This is a genomic window from Chryseobacterium sp. Marseille-Q8038 (assembly GCF_965111995.1).
In genome coordinates this window covers 664,150-686,953 of record NZ_CBCOPN010000001.1, presented here as the reverse complement: position 1 = coordinate 686,953, position 22,804 = coordinate 664,150, and the positions used below count along the sequence as shown (strand labels likewise).

At 36.9% G+C, this 22,804-nt stretch carries 15 protein-coding genes; 7 read left to right on the top strand and 8 right to left on the bottom strand.

Annotated elements, in window-relative coordinates:
• Window positions 1–6 precede the first annotated feature (6 nt).
• The 3 genes from ACWPWS_RS03145 (at window position 7) to ACWPWS_RS03135 (ending at window position 4,653) form a co-directional block, all read left to right on the top strand.
• Entirely contained in the window at window positions 7–1,533 is a 1,527-nt protein-coding gene (locus tag ACWPWS_RS03145) for a peroxidase, FMP-type (RefSeq protein WP_209784129.1), read from the top strand.
• A 351-nt stretch (window positions 1,534–1,884) separates the two neighbouring features.
• Window positions 1,885–3,039 (top strand): helix-turn-helix domain-containing protein, encoded by a 1,155-nt coding sequence (locus ACWPWS_RS03140; RefSeq protein WP_454045464.1) that lies wholly within the window; start codon window positions 1,885–1,887, stop codon window positions 3,037–3,039.
• Between the two features lie 138 nt (window positions 3,040–3,177).
• Entirely contained in the window at window positions 3,178–4,653 is a 1,476-nt protein-coding gene (locus tag ACWPWS_RS03135; protein WP_454045463.1) for a serine hydrolase domain-containing protein, read from the top strand.
• A 112-nt stretch (window positions 4,654–4,765) separates the two neighbouring features.
• On the opposite strand, the gene ACWPWS_RS03130 is transcribed toward ACWPWS_RS03135, so the two are convergent.
• The 5 genes from ACWPWS_RS03130 to gndA all read right to left on the bottom strand — a co-directional run bounded on the left by ACWPWS_RS03130 (window position 4,766) and on the right by gndA (window position 11,095).
• Window positions 4,766–5,404 carry a TetR/AcrR family transcriptional regulator gene (locus tag ACWPWS_RS03130; protein WP_209784126.1) on the bottom strand — a complete coding sequence of 213 codons (639 nt, stop codon included), beginning with the start codon at window positions 5,402–5,404 and terminating at the stop codon, window positions 4,766–4,768.
• A gap of 720 nt (window positions 5,405–6,124) precedes the next feature.
• The gene (locus ACWPWS_RS03125; protein WP_454045462.1) at window positions 6,125–6,763 is read right to left on the bottom strand and encodes a TetR/AcrR family transcriptional regulator; all 639 of its coding nucleotides are present in this window, start codon (window positions 6,761–6,763) and stop codon (window positions 6,125–6,127) included.
• Window positions 6,764–7,445: 682 nt separating this feature from the next.
• Window positions 7,446–8,156 (bottom strand): 6-phosphogluconolactonase, encoded by a 711-nt coding sequence (gene pgl, locus ACWPWS_RS03120; RefSeq protein WP_454045461.1) that lies wholly within the window; start codon window positions 8,154–8,156, stop codon window positions 7,446–7,448.
• A 27-nt stretch (window positions 8,157–8,183) separates the two neighbouring features.
• Window positions 8,184–9,665 carry a glucose-6-phosphate dehydrogenase gene (zwf, locus tag ACWPWS_RS03115; protein ID WP_454045460.1) on the bottom strand — a complete coding sequence of 494 codons (1,482 nt, stop codon included), beginning with the start codon at window positions 9,663–9,665 and terminating at the stop codon, window positions 8,184–8,186.
• Window positions 9,666–9,676: 11 nt separating this feature from the next.
• Window positions 9,677–11,095 carry an NADP-dependent phosphogluconate dehydrogenase gene (gene gndA / locus ACWPWS_RS03110; RefSeq protein WP_454045459.1) on the bottom strand — a complete coding sequence of 473 codons (1,419 nt, stop codon included), beginning with the start codon at window positions 11,093–11,095 and terminating at the stop codon, window positions 9,677–9,679.
• 253 nt (window positions 11,096–11,348) lie between these two features.
• Here gndA and ACWPWS_RS03105 point away from each other — a divergent pair, with 253 nt between their 5' ends.
• On the top strand, window positions 11,349–11,708 hold the full coding sequence (locus tag ACWPWS_RS03105; RefSeq protein WP_105681978.1) for a prevent-host-death protein: 360 nt from the start codon (window positions 11,349–11,351) through the stop codon (window positions 11,706–11,708).
• A 166-nt stretch (window positions 11,709–11,874) separates the two neighbouring features.
• On the opposite strand, the gene ACWPWS_RS03100 is transcribed toward ACWPWS_RS03105, so the two are convergent.
• A complete protein-coding gene (locus ACWPWS_RS03100) occupies window positions 11,875–12,543 on the bottom strand; it encodes a response regulator transcription factor (RefSeq protein WP_454045458.1) in 669 nt (222 codons plus the stop codon).
• Window positions 12,544–13,406: 863 nt separating this feature from the next.
• On the opposite strand from ACWPWS_RS03100, the gene ACWPWS_RS03095 reads away from it, so the two are divergent.
• The 3 genes from ACWPWS_RS03095 to ACWPWS_RS03085 are packed head-to-tail and all read left to right on the top strand — an operon-like array spanning window position 13,407 to window position 21,255.
• Window positions 13,407–17,915: a GEVED domain-containing protein gene (locus ACWPWS_RS03095; protein ID WP_454045457.1), complete on the top strand. Its 4,509-nt coding sequence runs from the start codon at window positions 13,407–13,409 to the stop codon at window positions 17,913–17,915.
• A 51-nt stretch (window positions 17,916–17,966) separates the two neighbouring features.
• Complete coding sequence (locus ACWPWS_RS03090; protein WP_454045456.1) at window positions 17,967–20,789, top strand: T9SS type B sorting domain-containing protein; 2,823 nt, start codon at window positions 17,967–17,969, stop codon at window positions 20,787–20,789.
• Window positions 20,790–20,817: 28 nt separating this feature from the next.
• Entirely contained in the window at window positions 20,818–21,255 is a 438-nt protein-coding gene (locus ACWPWS_RS03085; protein WP_454045455.1) for a hypothetical protein, read from the top strand.
• Between the two features lie 83 nt (window positions 21,256–21,338).
• Here the strand turns inward: ACWPWS_RS03085 and ACWPWS_RS03080 are convergent, their stop codons facing one another.
• Both ACWPWS_RS03080 and ACWPWS_RS03075 read right to left on the bottom strand, forming a co-directional pair.
• A complete protein-coding gene (locus ACWPWS_RS03080; protein ID WP_454045454.1) occupies window positions 21,339–21,869 on the bottom strand; it encodes a helix-turn-helix transcriptional regulator in 531 nt (176 codons plus the stop codon).
• Between the two features lie 206 nt (window positions 21,870–22,075).
• Window positions 22,076–22,777, bottom strand: coding sequence for a hypothetical protein (locus tag ACWPWS_RS03075; protein ID WP_454045453.1), 702 nt, complete (start codon window positions 22,775–22,777; stop codon window positions 22,076–22,078).
• Window positions 22,778–22,804 lie beyond the last annotated feature (27 nt).

Here is a 22,804-nt window from a genome sequence, read left to right as displayed (position 1 = left end):
TATATCATGCTTAAAAGAAAAAAAGAGAGTCCCGAAGCGGGAGGCGAACAGTTATTCCGTAAAATGCCTGGCCAAAATGAGGTTAATCTGGCTGAGGTAATGGATGGATATTCAAAACTTCTTATTGATGATCCGGTAAGACCTTTTAGAGAAGACAACCTGCAGTCCATAGAAAATAGTGTAGATTATGGAGTTCTGGCAGCATTGGATGGAACCTGGGTAAGCTACAATGTTAATTACAATAAAGACATTACCAAGCCTTCATTAGCAAGCGGAGTACATACTACGATTATGCCTTCTCCGGGAACTAATTCAGGAACAATTCCCGGAAAATTCGCTTTTGACAGTGAAGAATATATTGAAAAGTTAACCTTTTCCATTGTTCCGGGTGGAGTTCGTAACCGTGGTGGAGCCAGTGAACTTTTCTGTGGGGCTGTTAAATATGAACAGAGCATTAAAAGTGTTAATACCGTACAGGGACAGGACGCTTTAAAATACACTCCCATCCATGAAGAAAACGGAATGTATCTTTGGCTGAGTGACGTTTACAATCATGCAGCAACCAAAGAATCTATTGAAAGAGACCGCGGTATTCATGCTATTTCAACAGAAGATGCAAAGTATGGCTATACAGGGGAATACAGAGATGAACCTTTGGTAAGGATTACTCCAGACGGAGAGGCCAACCCTAAATATATTCTTTTAAGTCAGCTACAACCAGGGCAGCCTTATTATGAAATCATTCCGGCTCAGGAAATAAAACCGGGAGCAGGAATTGACGGGCCTTATTTTATTCCGGACTACTCTATCTCGAGAAGCGGCGTTATTCCTCATGGAAGCACCATTACTTTACTTGGAGATATCATTCCTCAAAATAAGGACAACCAAACGTTCTATTTAATCGAAGGCTCACCTCAATTCCCTTATGGTAAAGAGGCATGGGATACGAATCATCTTTCCATTTCACGTACAATGGGAAATGCAGGAGTAACACCGGATAATATCATTGATCTGGACAAACCTGCACCTGCCTGGGTTCATGAAACACTTAATGACGTTAATGATCAGGGTTCAAACAAGATTTATACCCAGCGAATACTGGCAGACGATTTATATCCTTATTCTGTACGTCCTGATCTTAGGCTTAGGGATACATTAAGAGGTCAGAAGGTCAGCAATTATGTTCATGTAAGAATGTCTTCCAAGATGAAAACCGGAGCACAGGGAGGCGTTTTGAATGTTCCTTTTGTCAATCGTTTTGTTCCGACTGTTGAGGTGGATATGGACATGTGGATTGAAACAGTGATTGAAGATGGAAAAGAGATTCTTCAGCTGCAATATGAGCAAATCGTATTCTTTGAATTTGATTTCGGGAATGACGGCGGTACTACCAGCTGGCCTCATATCCAGGTCAATACCCTTCGTAAAATACAGGATATTCCTGAGGATCAGAGAAAAGTGATTGAAGAGCAGTTCTTCAATATTTCCGGGAATTCTGATGCAGCATCAGGGTGTCCTTATCATAAAGGATAATATTGTTAAAAATAGGTGGTATTTAATTTCATGACTACCCCCAATCAAGTAGGAGGCCTTTATGAGGTCTCCTATTGATGTAAAATGTCAGGTACTCGCCTATTATTTATCTTCACTCACAGTCTGTTTTCCAGAACAAAAAAAGTTTTAAACACTTATTTACATGACTGTTACTTCAAATGATTTAGAGCATCAGTATGGGAGCCAGAACATCTTTTTAAAAAAATATATTATTTCAATCTAATGTCTATATTTGCACAGTTTCATTTTGAATTTCAAGCCTCACTTTAGCTTCACGAAATTCAATTGCAAACCAGAAAGACTATTGAACTATGAACAAAAAAATAAAAAATGGATAAGAGTAATTTATTAATTATTGTAACAATAATCTCTTTGTTCGTTTCATTTTTTCTTGCATTTTTTCTCATTACCGTTAAAACAAAGCATAAAACAAGTAATTCTCTTTTTGCTTTGTTCCTCATCATCACTGCAGTAGACATTAGCGAACCCTTATTGAGTCTGATCACTAATGGTCCTTCAAATTTTGGAATGCTCAGAAACACTCTTGCCTTTCTGCAGATTCCAACCTTTTACCTGTATGTACTATCGGTTTGTTATTCTGATTTTAAATTTAAACCTAAATATCTCATACACCTGCTTCCTTTCTTAGCAGCCAATATCGCTTTGATCCCCCGTTTTTATTCAGTGGATACTGCTTCTAAAATTGATTTCATTATGGATCGTCAAAATATGATAGAGATCCAGTTCAATCATATTCTTTTTCATATTCAGACATTTATCTATTTTACGGCTGTTTTTATCCTATTGAGAAAAGCAAAAAAATTATATCTCGAGAACTATTCCGGTACCAACATCAATTCTTACCACTGGCTGTTCCAATTCACCAGTGTGCTTGCTGTTGTGTATTTAACCGCACTTTTAAAAAATATTTTTAAATTCTCAGATTATCCCTACATCTCGGAGTGGATAAAAATCGGAATCCTGGTTTCTCAATTGTTTATTGTGTGCTGGTATTTGTTTAAAGCACTCAACAATCCCGGTCTATTCAGAAACATCGATTCAAAATTAAAGCTTGTTTCTGATATTGTTTCAGAAGAAAAAAAGAATGAGCCTGAAGCTGTGCCTGAAAAAGAGTACAATGAGGAGCTTCTGAAATTAAAGCATTTTATGACCGCAGAAAAACCATTCCTGAATCCTTCGATAACCATTCAGAATATTTCTGATCATATTGGAATTCCTACCCGTGAATTATCTGTGTTAATCAATCATCAGCTAGGGCAGCATTTTTATGATTTCGTAAATACCTATCGGATAGAATATGCTATGGATATTTTAAAAGATGCTACAAAAACGAAGGTAACGATTCTTGAAATCTTGTATGAAGTAGGTTTTAATTCAAAATCTTCGTTTAATACTGCTTTTAAAAAACATACAGGAAATACACCAACAGAATACCGTAAGTCAATACAAAACAATACATTGTAATTACCCGTACTTCGAATCTAAAGTATTCGTACGTATTTTTTTAATCAAATCCGTCCAATTACATGTACTCGGTCGCATAGGATCAGCTGCTTTCTCACATTTGTATCATAATAATGTTTAACCATAAATAACGATACAATGAAAACCTCATTCAATCTTTTAGCAGTACTATTACTAATAAGCACTTTTACTTTTGGGCAGAATATTTCCAGAAAGAAAGACTATAACTTTCTTACAGATAGTTTAAATATTGAGTCACAACTGGGAAAATATAAGCTCTCCGGATTTAGCCTTGTTGTCTTTGAAAATTATAAGATTGTATATTCAAAACAGTTTGGATTAAAATCTATAAATTCTAAAGAAAAGATAGATGAAAATACCGCTTTTTCCACGGCATCTATTGCCAAACCAATTACCTCGCTTCTTTGCCATATTCTTGAAGAAAAAGGGTTAATCAATTTAGATGAACCTATAGACAAATACCTGAAACGATGGCACTTGCCAAAAAGTAAGCTGACTGAAAATAACAGTCCAACCTGGAGACAATTTCTGAACCATACCGCAGGTACAAGCCAGAGTGGATTTGAGGATCATTATGAAGGTGAAAAGATCCCTACTCTACAGCAAAGTCTTTTAGGGCAAATACCCAGATATGATAAAGAAATTGAATTTCTGTTTACTCCGGGAACTGACTGGCAGTACAGCGGAGGTGGTTATGTAATTGTTCAGATGGCACTGGAAGACACTCTACATCAATCTATTGCAGAACTTGCCCATACCTATATTTTCTCGCCTCTTGGTCTGAAAAATACAACGATGATTCAGCCCAACGAAAATGGATTTCCCACCAATGTGGCTCTTGTTCATGATAAAGATGGTAATGTGATTAAAACCGGTTTGCCTATCACTCCACAAGTGGCAGCATCAGGACTTTGGTCTACCCCTTCAGATCTTGCTAAACTTTCGATTGAGATTCAGAATGCATTGCGCAATAAAAACAACAAAGTGATCTCTCATCAGGTAGCAAAAAAAATAACGGAAGTCTCTGCTTTAAAAAATGCAGTAGGCGGTTGGGGATATGGATGGCAGAAATCTTTTGGATACAATAATTATGAATGGTTTTCTTGTAATGGATCCAATACAGGAGTGGGCGGCAATACTTTTGCGACAATGAAAGACGGAAATGGTTTTGCATTCCTAGCCAATGGGGAAAAACCTAATCGTATTCCTGTGATGATTCAAACGCAAAGAAAAATTCTGAGCCTGATGAACTGGAACGGAGAATCAGATCATGAAAACATTCAGGAAATACCTTTAGAGCTAAAAGAGAAACTGGTAGGGACTTATGATGATTTTCTCTATTCACAAAAAATGGTAACTAAAATAGTAGAAAAAAATAACCGCCTGTATGTTGAATCTCCAATTTTAGAAATGTTTAAAGGCAAAAATGATAATGAACTGGTGTATTTGAAAAATGGGCTGTTTAAAATTGTTGATTATCCTAATTTGCTGAAGTTTGATTTTACCAACGGGAAACCAAGTTCAGTCACTTTAATAAGAGGTAATCTGAATACTAAAGTAGCACTTGATAAAGAAAAAATAGCACAGGACTAAGCAAAGCTGCGAATTGGTTCAATAAGCAATTGCCGGCCAATTCCATTATTCGTCAATTCCACCATTTAAGGGGCAGACTACTGCCTCTTTTTATTATGTTCTTTACAATAGATTAAAGGTTTTCATAGGTCTGATCAACCATAAAGGATATTGCTTTTTTGATTTTCTCGCGTCCTTCTGGAGTGTTCGTATCTATTCCGCAGAAAAGGCTGCCATTTAGGGAGGCAAACATATTAAGATAATAAAGTCCGGAAACCATGATCGCCATAATGGAACGATAGGTATCCATTTTATCTTTGAAACGGGATTCCATTAATAATTTGAAGATATACTCTCCGTTTTCTTCCTGAGTATCAATCAGTTTTTTCAATGATTTTCTAGGTTCGGAAATCGTCCACAACAGTAATTTTTGAGCTTCTTTATTGGTGTATACATAATCGAACTGTGACTGAAGCATATGCTGAATAAATTCTTTTCCTCCGTCTTCAAGGTTGGGTTTCATTTTTTCAACTTCTTCGCTGGTTGCTTTCACCCAGAAGTCTTGTGTACGGACATATTCGTCCATCAGGCCATCCATTCCGCCAAAATACGTGTAGATCATTTTTTTATCTACCCCGGCAGTAGCAGCGATATCATTAATCTTCAACCCTGCATGTCCCTTCGTTTTGAGAATTTTCCCCACTGCATCCAAAAACTTTTTTTTGCTGCGCTCCTTGTTTCTAATACTCCCTGATGCTGACTTTCTTTCCATGACTAAACATTCAATATACAAGTTTAAGAAATTTTTTTATCATTTTAGACACCAACCAGTGTCTAATATCAACTATTTGTATATATTTGCACAAACTAATACCATTCTCTATATAAAAACACGATCGAGATCAAAAAATTAAAAACTATTCAGATTGTATCGTTAGTTCCCTCAGTTTAAAATATTTCGAACATTCACGACTGAGGTAAAAACACAACCAACAGCATCATTTTTTCCATAGTGGTGCTGTTTTTATTTCTTAAAAAATGGTTTCATATTAAATAAAATACTTTTCTATAGATATTTTTTATGACCCATTCTTTCTAGTAAACATTTTGTTGCTTTATAGAAATATCTTCCTCTATATTTTATAGATTAAACTGAACTTTCAGTATCTATTCAGAGAAGCATTTACATCTATTACAAAAAATAATATATTGAAATTCAGCTAATTAAATAAAATTAAGAAAAATTTCAACATTTTACACACTTCACAGTGTCTTATTTTATATATTTGTACAAACTAAAACCAACTATATATTTTAAAACACTATTAGGTTGAAAAATAAAACAATCCAAATTGTATTATTGAGTTCCCTTACTTTAAGACAATTTCGAACCCGAAACAACTAAGGTAGAAACACAACTTATAGACAGACCATTAGATTTCTAATGGTTTTGTTTTTTTATAAGGTTTTTTATTCTTAAAAAATTACACACTTACAGATTTTCATAAGTATGATGTAACATGAAAGAAACGGCTTTCTTGATCTTATCCCTTCCCTCAGGAGTATTAACATCGATGCCACAGAAAATACTCCCATTTATTGCCGCATACATATTCAGATAATAAAGTCCGGAAACCATAATCGCCATGATGGAGCGTACACCTTCAGTATTATCTTTAAAATAAGGATCCATCAGCAGCTTAAAGATGTATTCTCCGTTTTCTTCCTGGGTATCGGTAAGTTTTTTTAAGGCTTTACGGGGTTCAGACAGACGCCATAGGAGTAGTTTTTGTGCTTCTTTGTTGGTGTATACATAATCAAATTGAGACAAAAGCATTTCTTCCATAAAGGATTTCCCTCCGTCATCTAATTTGGGCTTTATTTTCACAATTTCTTCAGTGGTTACCCTGCTCCAGTAATCCTGTGACTGGATGTACTCATCGATCAGTCCGTCTATACCTCCAAAATAAGAATAGATCATTTTCTTATCTACCCCGGCTGTAGCAGCAATACTATTCACTTTCAAGGCAGTATATCCTTTGGTTCTCAGTATTTTTCCAACCGCGTCCAAAAACTTTTTTTTACTGCGTTCCTTGTTCCGGATACTTCCTGCTGCAGACTTTCTTTCCATGGTAAACTTTCAATCGTGCAAGTTTAAGAAATTTTTTTCATTTTAGACACTTTTTAGTGTCTAAATGTATATATTTGCAAAAACTAATAACCACTTTTTTAAGCAAATGATCTAAATTATGAGATTAAGAGAGATCAGATTGTATCGTTAGTTCACTCAGTTTAAATATTTTACTATTCAATCACTGAGAGAAATATAACTCATACGGCATCACTACATTCTAGTGTTGCTGTTTTTATTTATGAACATTCCGTATTCATCATTACCCAATAGATCATATTTCAGTTTTTTTCAATTAATCCAATTTTCAGGATGGCATTATTCACAATAACACACTATTTTACAATGTCTTATATTTATTAATTAAAAATTAACATATTTTTTTCATTATTAGACACTACGAAGTGTCTTATTTTGTATATTTGCTCCAAACTAATAACCATTTTATATAGAAACACTATGTGAGTTGAAGGAAATGACAGGTTTCGAAAACAAGCAACTAAGGTAAAAACACTAAATGCAACAGTATCATTACTTCTCTAGTGATACTGTTTTTAAATTTGAAGTAATGAACTTTGAATTTATAAAGAAGATTGTATATGCCGATATCGGTATTATAATAGTTGATATGAAAAGAGACTGTCTCAGGACAGTCTCTTGTATTTTATTACGGTTAAAAAAATCAGCTTTTCGCTTTTTCATCTGTGAAAAATTGAAACCCTTCTTTTCTTTCAATAAGCTGCATTGGATATAATTCAGGATTATATTCACCATTCAGTACTTCATTCAAAGCATGTTTTTTAGATTCTCCAAAGGCTACTACAAGAATATTTTCAGCTTTGTTAATCAATGGTGCGGTCAGTGTGATCCGGAACATTTCCTGAGGCTTCAGATAATAGGCAGATACCCATTTTTCTTTTTCATGCAACACCTCTTCACCTGGAAATAATGAGGCTGTATGACCATCATCTCCCATTCCTAAAAGAATAAAATCAAAAATACCTTCATCACCAAGAACATTTCTGATCTCTTGTTCATAGGTTTTTGCATATTCTTCAGGAAGTTTTCCGTCACTATACATAGGGAAAACATGGCTTTTATCAACAGGAACCTGGCTTAAAAGGGCTTCATCCGTCATCCGGAAGTTACTTTTATCATCGTTTAAAGGAACCCATCTTTCATCCACCCAAAAAAAGTAGACTTTATTCCACTCTATCTGTTCTTTATATTCCGGTGCTGCCAATAACTTAAAAATAGCTTTCGGTGAAGAACCTCCACTCAAAGCCACTACAAAACGGCCATTTTTCTGAATAGATTTTTTTGAAAGGTCAACAAATGCATCCGCTGCCTTTACGTACAGTTTTTCCAGATCGTCAAATACTGTAATATTCATTTTTCTTTGTTTAAATTTTATATTGTTTTATACCCAGCTGTGTCCTTGTCTTTCAACCAAAGCATTAACATCTTCCGGCCCCCAGCTTCCCGCTTTATAATTCGGGAAAGACAGGTCTTTGTTATTTTCCCATGCTTCCTGTATTGTGGTGACAACATCCCACGCTTCTTCCACCTGATCAGAACGCATAAATAAGGTAAGATCTCCTAAAAGAGCATCCTGTAAAAGAGTTTCATAAGCTTCCGGAGTATCATCCTGACAGGCAAAATTATCAAAGATCATTTCGGCAGGTTTCAAATCCAGGGTAAGTCCTGGTTTCTTCGTCATAAACTGCAGTCTGATATCCATCATCGGCTGAATATTAATAATCAGTCTGTTGGCTGATAAATGATGAGGACTGTCTGAGAATGTGGAATGAGGAAGCGGTTTAAACTGAATGGTAATATAAGAGTGCTTTTCTTTCATTTTCTTTCCGGTACGAACATAGAAAGGAACATCCTGCCATCTTTCGTTATCCAGGTAGAATTTGATCGCAGCAAAAGTTTCAGTATTGGAATCTGAAGCAATTCCATCTTCCTGACGATATCCTTTCACTTCCATTCCATTCACAATACCTTTTCCATATTGTCCCCTTACGGCATAATGATCTACCTGATCTGAAGAAATTCTGCGGATAGATTTCAGAACATCTACTTTACGATCTCTGATTTCCCCTGACTGCAATGAAGCAGGCGGTTCCATAGCTACCATGCACAGGATTTGCAACAGGTGATTCTGAATCATATCTCTCAAAGCTCCGGTCTGTTCATAAAAGGCTCCTCTGGTCTCAACTCCTACTTCTTCTGCCACCGTAATCTGTACGGACTCTATATATTTATGATCCCATAAAGGTTCAAAAATAGAGTTCCCAAACCGGAATGCCAATATATTTTGTACTGTTTCTTTTCCCAGATAGTGATCAATACGGTAGATCTGTTCTTCCTCAAAGGTTTTTGCCAGAAGGCTATTAAGTTCGATTGCAGACTGTTTATTGTGGCCAAAAGGTTTTTCAATAATAATACGGTCTTTTTTCGGATCGGAAGCTAATGACGTAGTTTTGATATGATTGGATATCGTAGAAATGAAATTAGGGCCAATTGACAGGTAAAACAACCTGTTGCCTCTCATTCCGTAAACGGTATCAAAATTCTGTAACTTCTGTTGTAGATTTTCATAAGAACTTTCTTCATCCAGCTGATGCTGAAAATAAGTTATATGAGCCTGAAAACCTGCCCAGTCTTCAGATGTTACTTTTTTTCTGGAGAAACTTTCGAGATTTTCTTTGATGTAATTTCTGAAATTTTCATCGGTATTTTCTGCCCTTCCCAGCGCTACAATATTGAAGCCTTTGGGCATTCTGCCATCGATATATAAGTTGTAAAATGCCGGAAAAAGTTTTCTTTTTGCCAGATCTCCTGTAGCACCAAAAATAACGATAGTTGTTGGCTGCAAGATTCTATTTTGATTCATTTTTCCGAATTTTAATTGTTTGCACTTTGCCAAGAGGTATGGAAAACTCCTTCCCTGTCGATACGCTGATACGTATGAGCCCCGAAATAATCACGCTGAGCCTGGATCAGATTCACAGGAAGAGATTCTGTAGTATAAGCATCAAAATATCCCAACGCCGTCTGAATTCCTAAGCTTGAGATTCCGTTTGTAACAGCATATCCGGCAGTTTTTCTTAACGCTTTGATTTTTGATTTTACCAGTTCAGAAATATCATGATCAAGCAGGATATTGGAAAGATTAGGATTTTGGGTATATGCTGAATAGAATTTTTCCAGCAGAACGGAACGGATGATACATCCTCCTCGCCAGATTTTCACAACATCTTTCAATGGGATTTCAAAACCATATTCTTCAGAAGCTTTTACCAGTAATGATAATCCCTGGGCATAACTGATTAATGTGGAAAGAAAAAGAGCATCGCCTACTTCCTGAATAAACAATTCTGTGTTTTCCGGTGTTGTGATTTCCTTTTCAGTATATATTTTTGAAGCCTGAATTCTCTCGTTTTTATAAGCAGACAGAATTCTTGACGTTACCGCAATATCAATTGTAGGAATAGAAACCCCGATTTCCATAGCTTGCTCAGAGGTCCACTTTCCGGTTCCTTTCGCTCCGGCCTTATCTAAAATCACATCAACAAGGTAGCTGTCTGTCAAATCATCTTTCTGGGTAAAAATATCTCTGGTAATTTCAATAAGGAATGAGTTCATTTCACCATTATTCCATTCTCTGAATACTTGGTATAGCTGGTCATTATTTAAGCCTGCTCCTCTTTTCAGAAGGTCATAAGCTTCACTGATAAGCTGCATGATAGCATATTCAATACCGTTGTGTACCATTTTCACATAGTTTCCGGCAGATCCTTTCCCCATATAAGCTGTACATGCTTCATTGTCTACTTTTGCAGCAATGGCTTCAAGCATTGGTTTCAGAAGTTTGAATGCTTCCAGATCTCCTCCAGGCATTATACTTGGGCCTGTTCTGGCTCCTTTTTCACCACCTGACACACCCATTCCCATAAAATGCAGTTTTTTGGATGCCAGGTCAGCAACGCGCCTGTTGGTGTCTTCAAAATAAGAATTTCCTGCATCAATTACGATATCACCTTCGTTTAAAAGCGGGGTAATGTTTTCCAGCACAGCATCTACAGGTTTTCCTGCAGGCACCATAAGAATAATTTTTCTTGGGACTTCCAGTGCAGATACAAAATCTTCCAGAGAGCCTGTACCTTTTACTTTCATTTCGGAAGCAGCTCCGCCTTCTAATTCTTTAACTTTCTCCTGATCAAGGTCGAATCCTGCGATTGAAAAACCATTGTCAGCGATATTATAAAGCAGATTCCGCCCCATTACTCCAAGGCCAACCATTCCATAACTATATCTTTCCATTATATTGGTATTAATATGAATTTTTGTTATACAGAGAATAAAATTACGTAAATGCCTATAATGAAAAAAATAAAAGGAAAGAAAAAGTTTACACCTCCTTTGTTTTGCACTGATTTATAAGCCCCTAATATTCACATTTTCATATGATTTTGTGTTTACAGAATAAAATTCAATCATTAATATGGGAATGATCTATTAAAACAGTCTGTTTTTTGGCATAATTAAACTTATATTTGCCAAAATTTATAAAGTAATGAACTATAAACTTGAACTCAACACTCAGGAGCCTAATTCTAAAATCGTTTTTAATAACATCATATTTGATTCGTTCAAGATTAATATAGTTGAAAGATATATCGGTTCTATGAAGGCTCGTCCTACATTATGCGAAGTTTTATTTAAAGTAAGGACTTTGGATAATGTACTTATTAACAGAAAAGATGGTAATATAAGAGTAAAGGTGAAAGGTGACGATTTTGAAACGTATCAGAAATTATCCAGAGACCTGAATTCTTATGAATACAAAAACAAACTGATTAACAGAAAAGAGGTAGAAGAGAACTACGTTCATTTCATCCTGAGTTTAGTAATTACGAATTATCAGCTTAACTAAGCTGTTCCGGACATTCTCCTTCTATATAGTATTTGTAGAGGGAGAATTTTCAGGAGAACAAGGTATAGGAAGCAACCCGTTTTAAATTAAAAACAGTTAAGGTATACGGAGAAAAGCAAGGTGTTTCTCAGTGCTTTTCGATCTGGAAACATGTAAAAAGTATAGTTTAAATCAAATTATTCGTTATTACGTAGGATATGGCTTCAATTATATTTTTCACTCCAATTCTTTCAAACAATTTGCTCCTGTGAAACTTTATTGTACTGGGTGACACAAACAGCTGTTCTGCAATTTCTTCTATTTTCAAGCCCTGAAGGTACAATCGTATGATTTCGATTTCCCTTAATTTTAAGGCTACTTTAGATTCCTCCGTCCATTTTCCTGTAAAGAGATTATACTTCCAAAAGCTTTCTGAAGTATTGGATATGATCCTGATATTTCCGGCAGTCCGGTTCAGGGAATAGGACACTATACAGACTATTTTAGAGATTTCTCCGTCATCACAGAGCTCTATGGGTGTAATCCTGTGATTCACCAGCACATCTACACTATTGGTATATTTAAGATGAAAATCATAGGTGATGGTGTGTATTTTTTTCTCTTCGGGTGAAAGACACTCAAAAAACTTAAGTCCATACGTACTTACTTTCTTTAATATTTCAAGATCTTCCTTCTTAGTGTATTTACGAAAAAAGCTATAGCCCATTTTTTCAACTTCAGCAGACCCAAAACCGGAAAAAAGAAGAGGGTTTTCCGAAATAAATTCTAATTTCTTTGTTTTAAGATCTGCAATATAAACACTACCCAAGCTGGTTTCCGACACTGCTTTAAGCACATTAAAATATTTGTCTGATGCGTTCTTTTTTCAGAAATGGATATGCCCGACGCATTCCTGGCATACATTGAATTTATTTTATCACTCATATTTTTGACATGATAACAAGAGATACAAAACTATTTTATTAGACTACTTTTTATAAACATATTTATAATTAATTAAAATAAAAAAATCTATTAAAACTTAATTATAATTAAATTTAAAACTACAAATATTTATTTTAATATCAAAAAAATCTACACTTTGTTATTTTTATTAAACTTTTAATATTTGTAATGAATATTTTCTGTCTTGTAGGGCTGTAGAAACGACATTAAAAGACGAAAAGCGAAAACTCTATGTCAAAAAAATCATTCCATTATAAAAGTAAAACTTACCCATTGTCTTCTCCAAAAGCATTCTGTGAGGAATCACCTCAACTTAATTCATCAGTATTTGATTTAAAACTATACGAAAGTATAGTCATATTAAGGTTTTATTAAATTATTTTTACCCAGGTCATCATTATAAAAACTAATCTAAGAAAACTATATAAAAATGAAAGGAAACCCAACACGTTAAAAACTGCAACAAGTTATACGCAGTACAGTGAACAAATATCAAATTGTAACTGATCTGCAACTTCCCCCATTCCCACTTACTTAGTACCTACTATTTTTTCTGTTTATCCATTAATCACTTTTTTTAAAAGAGGTGATAAGGAAACGCAGTGATATATTTTAACAGCTTACTCTATCTGTGATTGAAAACAGAGTTTTTCCATGAATTTATCAAACAAATTCTATGGAAGAACTCCGCATATCTTTCACAGGAGTAAGCAAGCAAATTGAATAACAGACTCTAACTAAAAATGAAACTATATGAGAAAAATTCTACCGATTATCCTATTTTTATTGATTTTTGGCCATGCCCGGGGACAAACCTGCGCTCCGGTTCCAGTGCCTTTTTTACAGTCATTCAGTACCGGTGCACTTCCTGCATGCTGGATCAGCCAGAACCCTTCTTCAGCATCCACAAATGCTAACGTCAAATGGAAGTTTTCCGGATCAGCAGGCTACGGAGCTACCGGAAACGGAGGAAAACCTGCCGGAACTTTTGCATGGGTTGATGCCTCTTCACCTTATGCAGATGAACACACTGTAGAACTGGTGAGCCCACAGATCAACTTAGCGGGATTAACGAATCCTTATATCAAATTTGAATGGTTTAAAGATCATTTGACCGGACTTAACGGTACCGTACCTGCTGCCGACAACAATCAGTTAAAACTTGCCGTAAATAACGGTTCAGGATGGGTGCAGGTATGGTCGGGTGACACCAATTCCCCAGAATGGAGAACAGTTGGTGTTCCTTTGGCAGCAAATTATGTCGGGAATACCATACAGCTAAAGTTTACCGTAGATAAAGATGCTGCAGGAAATGGAAATTTTTATGATGATGTATTACTGGATGAGGTTCAGGTAATTCAGGCTCCCACCTGTTTTGAGCCCGTGACTTTACCGGCCTCCAATATTGCACCTGCTTCTGCAACGCTGAACTGGACTGCTCCACTTGCCCCAGCTCCGGCGCCAGCCAATGGTTATGAATATTATTATAGTACAAATAATACTCCTCCTGCAGCTGCAACAGCGGGTACACCCAATCCGGGAACAAGTGCTAATATCAGTTCACTTACTTCCGGAGCTGCCTACTACTGGTGGGTAAGATCCGTTTGTTCCGCCACTGACAAATCACCATGGATTGCAGGTATTCCTTTTACTCCAGGGCAGATTGGCGGAGGTTCGGCTACCCATGCTTTTCTACCTGTATATTCTTGTTCCGGATTTAATTATTCCCAGCAGATTTATATGGCTTCAGAGATTGGAGCAGCTGTAGGAACGAATAATTATATAACAGCCATCAGATTTTTTGTTTCCACTACTGCTGCTGCCCAGGCTAATTATAATCAGTGGGTGGTCTATATGGGAAACACCACGCAAATAGATTTTGCAACCACTTCAAGCTGGGTGCCTTCAACTTCTTTAACACAGGTGTATTCCGGTACTTTACCGACAATGGCAGCCGGTACATGGGTTGAAATTCCATTAAGTACTCCATTCTTATGGGATGGTGTCAGCAATGTGGTGATAGGTGTTGATGAAAATTCAACAGGGACCTCATGTACCGCAAACTGGGGAAGTTATTCTGCGGGAAATAACCGTGGAATGATTTATTATAATTCAACAACCAATCCGGATCCGGCGAACCTTCCTACGGCAACAAGCCGGTATGCTGTACTTCCAAGAGTACAATTAACAGGTACAACGTTACCAAGCTGCACCAATACGCCTCCGGCCAATATTGCTGTGAGTAATATTACCGCTACCTCAGCCAATGTTACCTGGAATGCAACAGCCAATGCAACGTATGTGGTAAGATACAGAATCCCTCCTTCCCTTACATGGCAAACCATTACTATAACAACTCCTTTTACCAATAGTGTAACGCTTACTTCCTTAACTGAACAAACACAATATGAGGTAGAGATCGCAACAATCTGTGGAACTCAGGGCGTATTTTCTGCGCCTGCCAGTTTTACAACTCCGGCTCTGACTTATTGTAATGCAGCCACGGCAACCGTTACAAACGGTTATATCAATAATGTAACTATGATCGGTACTAATGTCCCTTTAACCAGTAATAATTCCGGGCCAACAACGTATACAGATTACTCTACAGATCCTGCAAAGACAGTTACGCTGCTTAGAAATTCAGTGAATAATACGTTGTCTGTAGGAAGATCAATTATATTAGGAACTTATTCTACCAATGCATGGATCGATTTTAACGGTGACGGTATTTTTGATAATAATCCGGTAACAAGTCCTGGTGGGGAAAGAATTATGAATCTGGGCTATTCAAACACGACTCCTGTTACGGCTACTTTTGATGTTCCCGCAAATGCGTATTTAGGAACGAGTAAGGTAAAAATGCGTGTCATCGTATATTCTCTTACTCCAGCCAACGCCTGCGGACCTTTAACCAGCAATGGAGAAGTTGAAGATTATTATGTGAAATTTATTGATCTTCAGCCTTGTACTACTGCTGCTCCTGCTAATATTGCAGTGAACAACCTTACTCATAATACCGCTTATGTATCATGGATGCCTGCTGCTAATGCTACTTATGTTATCAGATGGAGACAAGGAAGTATAGGAACATGGCTTCCGAGTCCTACAGGGCAGACTCTTCCTGCAGGACAAAGCTTTTATACCATAACAGGACTTGCCGAGCAGACCGGATATCAGGTACAAATTGCAACGATATGCAACGGAAACCAGGGAGCATTCTCTCCCAGCATAAGTTTTACGACTCCGCCACTGACCTATTGCAGCATGACCGGAACAGGAACTAACGATTATATTTCAAATGTAAAAGTGACCCCTGTCAACTTCCCGCTAATGGATAATACTTCTGTTCAGACGAATTATATCAGTTATACATCGGCAGCCACACTTATTAATCTTGAAATCGGTTCTCAGGGAAATCAACTGTCGGTTTCTAAAGGCTGGGTAGGAACTCAATATGCTGATGCTGTAAATGCATGGATCGATTGGGACAGAGATGGAATTTTCACCGATAGTGAAAAGATATTGACTTCTGCAGCCAGCACAACAACTCCAGTAACAGCCACTTTTGATGTTCCCGCAACAGGAGTTTATACAGGACCTTTAACAACTACCATGAGAGTGGTAATGAAACGAACCAGCGCTCCGGTAATGTGTACAGATCCAGCCAATGGTGAAGTAGAAGATTATAGTGTAAGATTAAGACCATGCAGTAATGCAACCCCTGGAAATCCTGTATTTACCAATATTACCCATAATTCAGTGAATATAAACTGGACTGCAGCCACTAACAATAATGCTTTTGTCCTGGAATACAGACATGTTACAACACCTGCTTCTGCTTGGACAACTTTGAACCTTTCTGTTTTAGGAGGAAATCCGCCCATAACAATCAATACTTTAACTCCGGCTACGGCTTATGAGGTAAGAATTGCAGCAGTTTGTGGTAGTGGCGGAATCGGAGTTTACACTCCTATAAAAACATTTACAACAAGATGTGATCCTACTCCACCATTTGTAACCATAAGCAATGTAACCTCCAACTCAGCAATGATTACCTGGAATCCTATTGTTCCGAGTGCATCCTATATTTTAAGATGGAGAGAAGTGGGCACTACTCCATGGAATATGCCAGCAATCCCTCAGCCACCGGCAAATTCATACACGATTCCAAACCTTGATTCATTCAAAACGTATGAAGTGCAGGTAGCCAATATCTGTAATGGAGAACCAACGGCCAATCCGTGGTCTAACCCGAAGGTATTTACTACAGAAAGAACTTGTGAAATTCCTCCTCCGGGACTTATGATCACTCAGATTACTCCAACAACGGCAGAAGTGGTATGGGATTCATTCCCGGGAGCCACTTACCTGCTGAAATACAGAAAGGTAGGGATTCCAAGCTGGACTGATGTTCCTGTGATTACCAATACTTACACCATTACAGGTTTGCTGGAACTTACCAAATACGAAATGCAGGTGGCCAATATCTGTAACGGAGTACCGGGAAATTTTACCAAACTATACTATTTCACTACTCCTACCGTAATCTATTGCCAGATGTCAGCCGTCAATTCCACAACAGAATTTATTTCAAAGGTTACTGTAAAACCTAATGGTAATAAAGAAATGATCAATGAGTCGCCCGCATCACCCTATTCGGATTATACAGGAAATCCTTTACAATTTATTGATTTGATTCAAGGATCAAAAGGAAACCAGATTACGATTGATAAGACTTTAAGTTCAGGAACTAACGCAGGTATTGCTGTCTGGATCGACTTCAACAGAAACGGAGAATTTGATATCAACGAAAGAATTCTGGCGGACGGCCCTAACGGAAATCCAACGGCCAGTACTGTTTTCTCAGTTCCGACAGAAGCTTTCATCAGTATGACCGATCATAAATATGTAGTGATGAGAGTCGCTTTACAAAAAAAAGGTATTCCTGTGAACTGTACCAAATTCAAAGATGGTGAAGTGGAAGATTATACCGTCAGAATTTCGAAGCAGCCAGTACCAAATTCGCTTAACCAATCGGAGATCCACATTTATCCCAATCCGGTAAGTTCTGTATTGTATGTAAAAAATATAAGTGCAAAGGCTCAGTATAAAATTTACAGTGCTGTTGGAAGACTCCTATCAACCGGAATTATTCTTAACAATGCTATTGATGTCAGCAATCTCATCCACGGAATGTATATGATAGAGATTGAGGATGGAGGCATTATCGTTCAGAAGAAATTTATAAAGGAATCATAATCTCTTTTGTAGATGAAAATTCAATTTTTTAGAATCAAAATTCTGTAATTCATGAAAAATATTATATTCAGTTTATTATTCATTCTTTTGGGCATTCATATTTCGGCTCAAAGAGACACCGATCACTGGTTTGCTCCTTATTATGCCTCCACAAGTTATACACAGGCACTATATCTTTCTACTGATTCTGCAACTCCTTTTGTTGTGACGATAAACAACAACAATACTCCGATCGGAAATGTTACCATCAGTAAAGGGGCTTCTCAGATATTTGTTGTACCCATTGCTGTTATCGCTGCAAATGTAACGTCAGACGCTTATAGTGTTATCAACAAAGGACTGCATGTGCAGGGAACAAAACCATTTTATTGTTCATTAAGAATGGTAAGCAATACTACACACGCTGAAATTATAACAAGTAAAGGAAAAGCAGGGATTGGTAAGGAATTCTATGTCGCAGGAACTCCTACTACCTCATCACTTAGCGGATATAATTTTACAGCAGGGATACTGGCCACTGAAAACAATACGGTAGTAACTGCCACATGGAGCGGAACTGTAACATTCTTTGGAGCTGCACCTGTAACCAACACGCAGACTATTACCCTTAATAAAGGACAGTCTTTTATTTTTGCAGGGGGTCCCGGAACAGGTGGCCAAAACCAGTCTGCTTTTATCGGAGCTAAAATTGTTTCTGATAAACCCATTACCCTTACCAACGGAAATGTCAACGGAAATTTTGGAAATAATACCGGATCAGGATCCGATGCCATTCTCGATCAGTCTGTTCCTACAGAAAGACTTGGAAGTACTTTTGCCATGGTAAGAACAAGATCTACCAATGATGATCTGGAAGGAGGTATCATCGTTGGAACGGAAGATCATACCCAAATATTTATTAATGGTTCCAACACTCCTATTGCCACCATCAACAGTGGTGATTTTTACAGAATTTCAGGAAACAATTATGTTCAGCAGGGAACTTCCGGGCATTTTAATATGTTTATTACCACTTCAAAAAATGTCTATTTATACCAATTGGTTTCTGTGAATAACAGCAGTGCAACATGTGGATTCAACTATATTCCGCCGTTAAACTGCTTTTTACCCAGAAAAATTGATGAAATCGGGAAGATCAATGAAATGCCCACCGGAACAGGAACAACAAGTACTGTTCCTAACGGAACTATTGTAAAACTGAATATCTTAACAGAAGCAGGAGCTACAGTCACCGTCAATGGAAATCCTCCATTGGCAACAGAAGGTCCTTTTCCTTTAACGGGAAATAACAGCTGGGTAACTTATGCCATCCCATCAATTACCGGAAATGTAACTGTTATTTCTAACAAAGCTGTAACCGCAGGGATTAATGGAGGCTACAGCACATCCGGATATGGAGGTTATTTTGCAGGTTTCTCATCCATCCCGCTGATCGCTAAACAGACAGGAGAATGTATTCCTGGTATTGTACTTGAAGTGGATGACAGCTATGATACTTACCAATGGTTCTTGAATGGAAACCCTATCACAGGAGCCAATAGCAACTCTTATACTCCATTGGTTTCCGGAAATTATACGGTAAGAATCGCTGTAGGTTCATGTACTCCGGCAATCACTCCGGTTTATAAGGTGTATACCTGTCTTGAAGAGTCTACCAAAGCAATGACTGTCTGCGAAGGCTATCAGGCTATCGTCCCTCAGTTTACCAATTCTACTCAAAGCTATGTTCCGAGTACAGTAACTATTTTAACACCTCCGGCAAACGGTACCGCTACTATTGATCCGGCAGGAGTGATTACCTATGTCCCGAATTTCGGGTATATGGGTACAGACACTATTGTTTATAAGTTTTGTGGAAACAATCCTGACTTTACAGATTGTGAACAGATAACTTTAACGCTAACGGTTTCCGAAAGCCCAATTGTTAAAGATGCTGCCTTAAGATCATGTTTTGAGCCTTCCAATCCGGTATTGGGCCTGTTTAATTTAACCTCAGCAGGAGTGAATGTACAGCCGGGAACAATCAAACAATATTATCCTTCTCCCGCCGATGCGCACAGCGGAACCAATGAAATCCTGACCCCAGCCAGTTATATTGCTCCTGACGGAGTAGTTTATATTAAAGTAAGCAATGCCAACGGATGTTACAGAATTGCAGAGGTTACCCTTACGGTTATTCCTCCTTCTTACTCGGATGTATTAAAAGATAAAATTATCTGTATGGAAAATACCACCACTCTGGATGCCGGCCCCGGATTTACCTCTTACCTATGGAGTACTGGAGCAACAACACCATCCATCAACAATGTCGGAGTGGGAACGTATTGGGTAGATCTTAAAAACAGAGAATGTACCACCAGACAGACTGTAAAGGTTTATCCTTCTGAGCATCCTGTTATTTCGGATGTTAACATCAGCAATAATTCGGTTACACTCACTGTAATCGGAGGAACAGCGCCGTATCAGTATTCCATGGATAATATCAACTGGCAGAATGAAAATGTGTTTACCAATGTTCCGCGCGGAACCCACACGTTTTATGTAAAAGACTCTTATAACTGTACTCCTGTAGAGGTAGAAATTACAGTACCTAACCTTATTAATATCATCACTCCTAATGGCGACGGAATAAATGATGTGCTTGATTATTCTGCTCTCGCTGGAAAACCTAATTTCAAATTCAGTATTTACGACCGTTATGGAAGCAAGATTCATGAAGGAAGTAAATTAAACGGATATCAATGGGACGGCGGCATTGGCGGTAAGAAAGTATCTACCGGAAACTATTGGTTTGATATGGGATGGAATGAAAATAACAAAAAACAGACCCCGATAAAATATACGGGATGGATTATGGTAAAAAACAGAAATTAATCAAACCCTCAAAAAATTTATTTTAATTATGAAAAAGCTATTATATCTATTGCTTGTATTCTTTTCAGGAGTACTTCTGGCGCAAAAAAATACCAATGTAAAATTTGCGGTTTATAATAATGCCATTGGAACGGACACTATGTTTGATCTTTACAAAAGCAGTATTGAAAAGGTAACCGTTTTTAAAACCAAAGCCAGCCTGCCTTCCCATTTAAAGAAATTTGATTATCTGGCAGACCATGGTTTAATAGAAATCAGGTTTAAAAAAAATGCAGGATTTCCTGACAGCTTATCACTGGAAATGCTGAATGAACAGAATAATCTTCCTAAAGACAGACCTGTGTTTATTGAAGGGTATCTGTTGAATGACACCACATGTCTGGTCTATAATGATATGATTGGTAACATTGAGCTTAAAGATACCAACGGGCAACAATACATTCATATTTCCACCATAAGAAATTAATGACCGCATCGGATATTAATTTAAAAGCAGAGGCTATTTCACTTTGAAATAGCCTCTCTTATTTTGAGGAATGATTCCAGACTTTATTTCAATAATTTAGAAAACCATACATAAATATCCATATCACCGGGAATATTCAGCTTTTTCCTTAGATTATACTTTTTGGTCTGCACCGTTCGTACTGAAGTAAATGTATATTCGGCGATTTCTTTTGTAGAAAAATTAAGGTAGATATAGGCACAGAATCTTATTTCCGAAATTTTTAAAGGAGAAACTTTCAGCAGCTCCTCTGAAAAATGTGGGCAATACTCATTGAAACGGGTTAAAAACTCAGGATTATTTTCTTTGGCGAGCTGTATAACTTCCTTAAAAATACTCTCCTGTACCGGCATCTGATGAGGGATATCAATCTTATCCAGATTTTTACTCTTGTGTTTTCTATAGTAATACAGAAAAAGAAATATAAAGAGAAGACATGCGGCAATGCTCAATGAAAGGATGAAGAAAAGGTTTTTTGTTTCCTTCTTTCTCTCGGCATTTTCTAATTCATTCTGTTGATCTACAGTATCATTCAGGGTTTGGTATTGCTCGCTGCTTAAAGACTCTATATCCAACAACCAGTTAGAATAATAACCGATACTGTCTTTTTGCCCAAGGCTTTCGTATAAAGCTTTAAGTTCTCCTGCTACAGCAATCTGATAATTTTCACTTTTATAATAATTTTTAGCAATATTTTTACATATCCATAAATAATACTGAGCCTGTTCAACATTTTTAACAGCCCTAAAATATCTTCCAGCATAGAAAGCAGTAATATATTTTATCCCAATATCATTGACCTTTTTTCATTGTGAATGGCTTCTTCAATATATATTTTTGCAGAATCTAATTGATTGAGGTCAGTATAAATTCCTCCAAGATAAGCTGAAGTTTTATAGCTGTTACTCAATCTGTTTTTATCTATCCTGTAGCGGTTGCCTTTATTTTCTCTGTAAATCTTTGAATATTTGTATGCTGTTTTATTATACTTCAGTGACAATTCCTTTTTATTGATTTCATCATATTTACTGGCATATTGCCGGTTAATCAGATAAATAAAATATGCATTGTCTGTTTTCATTGCCTTATCATAGATTTCCTCCAATTGTTTAAAGGATGCAACCCTTTCCCCCAGCTTCTGATATAAAAAAGACTTTTGCATATGGAGGTAAAAAATGACTTCAAAGTCAGTATCTGAATTGATGAGGTTTTCTTTTTCTACTTTATTGATATAATAAAAGGATTTCTTTGTATCATTCATTTTATCGTAGATATTGGCAATTTTGAGGTATCCTAATGCGGCACAATCATTATAGGAATCTTTTTTACAAACCTTAATAAGGCTGTCAATCTTTTCTATTTCTCTAGGTCCGGCAGCAGAAAAATCTATGTCAAACAGCACATTCTTTAGCTCCTTTTCTGTATGCTGTGAATAGAAAAAGGAAGAAATCAATAAGAAGAAAACAGTTAGCTTTTTTACCATAATTCCGACAAAATATAAATGTAATAT

What these genes read in the sequence shown, in the direction of transcription:
- ACWPWS_RS03145 (WP_209784129.1), top strand. Translation starts at nt 7, where the DNA reads ATGCTTAAAAGAAAAAAAGAGAGTCCCGAAGCGGGAGGCGAACAGTTA.
- ACWPWS_RS03140 (WP_454045464.1), top strand. Translation starts at nt 1,885, where the DNA reads ATGGATAAGAGTAATTTATTAATTATTGTAACAATAATCTCTTTGTTC.
- ACWPWS_RS03135 (WP_454045463.1), top strand. Translation starts at nt 3,178, where the DNA reads ATGAAAACCTCATTCAATCTTTTAGCAGTACTATTACTAATAAGCACT.
- ACWPWS_RS03130 (WP_209784126.1), bottom strand. Translation starts at nt 5,404, where the DNA reads ATGGAAAGAAAGTCAGCATCAGGGAGTATTAGAAACAAGGAGCGCAGC.
- ACWPWS_RS03125 (WP_454045462.1), bottom strand. Translation starts at nt 6,763, where the DNA reads ATGGAAAGAAAGTCTGCAGCAGGAAGTATCCGGAACAAGGAACGCAGT.
- pgl (WP_454045461.1), bottom strand. Translation starts at nt 8,156, where the DNA reads ATGAATATTACAGTATTTGACGATCTGGAAAAACTGTACGTAAAGGCA.
- zwf (WP_454045460.1), bottom strand. Translation starts at nt 9,665, where the DNA reads ATGAATCAAAATAGAATCTTGCAGCCAACAACTATCGTTATTTTTGGT.
- gndA (WP_454045459.1), bottom strand. Translation starts at nt 11,095, where the DNA reads ATGGAAAGATATAGTTATGGAATGGTTGGCCTTGGAGTAATGGGGCGG.
- ACWPWS_RS03105 (WP_105681978.1), top strand. Translation starts at nt 11,349, where the DNA reads ATGAACTATAAACTTGAACTCAACACTCAGGAGCCTAATTCTAAAATC.
- ACWPWS_RS03095 (WP_454045457.1), top strand. Translation starts at nt 13,407, where the DNA reads ATGAGAAAAATTCTACCGATTATCCTATTTTTATTGATTTTTGGCCAT.
- ACWPWS_RS03090 (WP_454045456.1), top strand. Translation starts at nt 17,967, where the DNA reads ATGAAAAATATTATATTCAGTTTATTATTCATTCTTTTGGGCATTCAT.
- ACWPWS_RS03085 (WP_454045455.1), top strand. Translation starts at nt 20,818, where the DNA reads ATGAAAAAGCTATTATATCTATTGCTTGTATTCTTTTCAGGAGTACTT.
- ACWPWS_RS03075 (WP_454045453.1), bottom strand. Translation starts at nt 22,777, where the DNA reads ATGGTAAAAAAGCTAACTGTTTTCTTCTTATTGATTTCTTCCTTTTTC.